This is a genomic window from Legionellales bacterium, from assembly GCA_026125385.1.
Taxonomy (GTDB): Bacteria; Pseudomonadota; Gammaproteobacteria; order JAHCLG01; family JAHCLG01; genus JAHCLG01.
The window spans coordinates 1-3,310 of record JAHCLG010000064.1 but is presented as its reverse complement, the minus strand read 5'-3'; the positions used below and the strand labels follow the sequence as shown (position 1 = coordinate 3,310).

The window sequence follows — 3,310 nt, the reverse complement described above, 5'->3', positions numbered from 1 at the left end:
CATGCAAACATTGAATATGTGGTAATGCGTGCCGAAGAAATGAATTTAAACCAACAATTTGATATGGCTATTTCTTTTTTTTGTTTACATTGGATTAAAAACCAAGAGATTGTTTTGAAAAAAATTTATAATTTATTAAAACCTGGAGGCAAGACCCTCTTTGCTATCGTACCAAGACCAAAACTACTATGGGAATCACTAGATAATGTTATCAATAAAAATCAATGGAAATCGTACTTTATTGATTTTGACCCAGGCTATCACTATTATGATGATACTAACTATCCGCAGTTAGCAAAAGCTGCTGGCTTTAGTATCGAAAAAATTGAGTGCGTTTCTGAAAAATTGTATGGTATTGATAGTAAACCAAAATTTGAATCATTATTATCGGGTTGGTTACCTCATCTTCATGTGCTACCAAATAGCTTGCATCAGTGTTTTTTAAATGAAGTCAGCAGTGTTTTCATGGATTTAATGAGAAAGAATCATATATATAAGTTTGCCGATCATGAGAGATTATTATTAAAAGTTCATTTGATGAAGCCAAAACATGTAGCATAATTGCTACGGAAATGGATGAGGAACTTGATAGTAGGTTTTTTTCTTAGTTAGCGTGTATCCTAATTTGATAGGAACTTCATGTAGTCGTTGGCATTCAAAAGAATCGTTTAAATAACCAAAAGATAAAGGATGAGCCTGTGGAATTAGTGCTCGTATCACATAATATCCTAACCTATTCACATCTTCAGTAGTAATGTCGGCCAAATAACACTCTAACTTACAATTATTTAGTCGTTCACTTAGATAGTCGAGTTTCTTATTGCTACTTTCAGAGTCAAAGCTAGGTATTTGTTGGTAGTCAATATTCAAATTAGTATGTTCTATAAATGAAATCTCGTGTTGATTTTCTTCATTTTGCCAATAAATCATATGGTCTCTTTGATCTCTTACCTGTGTTTTTTCTAAAGACTTTACTTGTTGATAATAGTCTGTTTCATGAAGTAAAAGTAAATTGTAGCGAACTAACTCTAGCTCTTCTAAGGTAGACTGAATTGCCTTTGACAGAGATACGTTGCATGCAGCCGTTGCCGCTAGTAAAGGAAGTTTATTTTCTGATCTTAGTATACCAAAAACAACTGGGATACCCACATCTGTTGTCATATCAAATAATGATACCTTAAGTCTTCTCGAATTAAAATCTTCGATAATGTACTGCAGCGATCTAGTTAAGGTGCTAAATTTTATTCGACGAGGCGATAATTTATTTCTCCAAAATATCATGAAAGCATCTCTTTCAATTACCTCACAGATTGCTGATACAGCTGCTTCATAATATGAAGTATGACTTGCTAGGCCAGTAGATATATTTTGAGTTATTTTTATCTCATCCGATTTTGAGTCATAAGGTAAATGAACTAAACTAGCCGGCACATATACAACTTGATTGCTTTGCAATTCGCGAGTAGAAACCCAATGCAATCTATCGGTTTCAGTTAGTTTTTTCAGCCGCTTTTTTCCCTGGTAATAATTTTTCTCATATGAGACTAATTTATCTAAGGGAAAAACAGTAAATGGAGCTTCTTTGGCTGTGACAAATGGAAACTGATTTTTATCATAAATTGCAGAGCAATATCTTTCAATGGCCTCACCCACAGCTTTTTGCTTTGCTCGTTTTACTGTTGTTGCTACTCCTTTTCCATAGGGGAAGTTTTTTTGATCTGTGAAAGCTCGTGTGTTGTTAGCACAAGCTAAATAATGAAAAAAAATAGACTCATGATCAATGTCTTCCACCATACGTAAATATTTTAAAATGCCAAACTGCGGGTCTAACAAATTTTTAATTTTATCTCTTTTAGCAAGGGTAAGGGTTTTTTCTTTTGTAACCACAGGCGAATTTTTTTCACATGCGTGACATAATGGAACTTTATGAATTAAGTGTTCCTTAATATAACAGCCTAAAAATCGTGATTCTATCAAAGTATCTAATTTTAATGATGTGGGACAAAGTATGTGATTGAGCAAGATATTCCCAGCTATAATGTTAGTCTGAGATATTACACCGACATGATATCCTTGATTGGAACTTACTTCATTTTGATGATAATTTTTCATTGAATCTAAGTATCTATCATTGAGGCCTGATAACTCTCTTGAGACGGCGCATCGAAAACAGCTCACACTATTCGATAAAAGCAATGGACCAATATATGAATGACTATTGTTAATTGTTATAGGTAGAAATTTCTTTTTTTGAATTAAGCAGAAATCATTCCAATAAAGTAATGGTTCCACAAGATTGAAAAGTGAATAAGCAATAATATAATCCGCAGCAAGTAACAGTTTTTTTGTTTCTAGAGAGCTTTTAGTATATAAATAATTTTTTTTAATAGGCCTCATATTCAAAGCATCATCAGATACACAATACACATTCGCAAAGCCTAGTTGTTTGAGGTGCTTTTCTAGCTGCAATGAGCCAACATTAATACCAAGGATGATTATGTTAGCTGTAACTAATTTTTCTTGCGCTTCCTTTTCAGTGAGTTTTAGATGCCAGTAAAATACCGATTCTGGCGTATCTTTGGTTTCGAAAGTAGTAATATCGTTTATTTGAATTAGAAGGTTGTTTGCTAAAAGATCTTTTAATATCGTTTTAACATCATCAGCATTATTATCATTAAAGTTGCATTGATTAAGTTGCTCAGTAATATGAGATTCTTCTATAGGAAAAGCTGCTAAATGTTTAATTCTTTCAACAATTTCAAAAGAATTTTGGCCTTTAATTACGAGTTTAAGTTCGCCGTACTGTATTAATACCCCTTGTTGTAAAGGAATAGCCAAAAATGGCAAAGCTACCACTTTCACAAACATTACACCAAAATTTATTAATCAAACTCAGTGCTACACAGATTCATCATCTTCGTATGTGCACGCACAATCAGTGGCATAGATTAATTCCTCTATATCAACTGGAAAATTAAGCTCATTATTTTCGCTAGTTATTGGTTGAATTATTTCACATTGTTTATTTTTAGATTTCTCTATCATTTCATAGCTCCATTCAGAAATTACTAACAAATTGTTTAGGATGATAACTATAAAACCATAAAAAATCAAATATAACTCTTCTCCGATAAAAATGAACATGGATTATTCGGGCTAAAAATTCACCAATAAACATTCGACCGAATACCACTTGAAAAGCATCTCCTAATTGAATATGGCGATGAATTTGATTAAATGCCGTTTGATAAGCAGAAAAATTCGTATCGGCGTGCAAGGCGAGAGCATGCGCTTTGGCATGATTGACCGA

Annotated in this window: 3 protein-coding genes; 1 reads left to right on the top strand and 2 read right to left on the bottom strand. The window is 33.0% G+C overall.

Translation table 11 applies throughout. The features are described 5' to 3' along the window. A partial coding sequence (locus tag KIT27_12350) for a class I SAM-dependent methyltransferase (GenBank protein ID MCW5590437.1) occupies positions 1 to 561 on the top strand: 561 nt, incomplete at its 5' end. A 3-nt stretch (positions 562 to 564) separates the two neighbouring features. On the opposite strand, the gene KIT27_12345 is transcribed toward KIT27_12350, so the two are convergent. Then, positions 565 to 2,862, bottom strand: coding sequence for a YcaO-like family protein (locus KIT27_12345; protein ID MCW5590436.1), 2,298 nt, complete (start codon positions 2,860 to 2,862; stop codon positions 565 to 567). A gap of 196 nt (positions 2,863 to 3,058) precedes the next feature. Then, on the bottom strand, positions 3,059 to 3,310 hold a 252-nt coding region (locus KIT27_12340), incomplete at its 5' end, for a hypothetical protein (protein ID MCW5590435.1).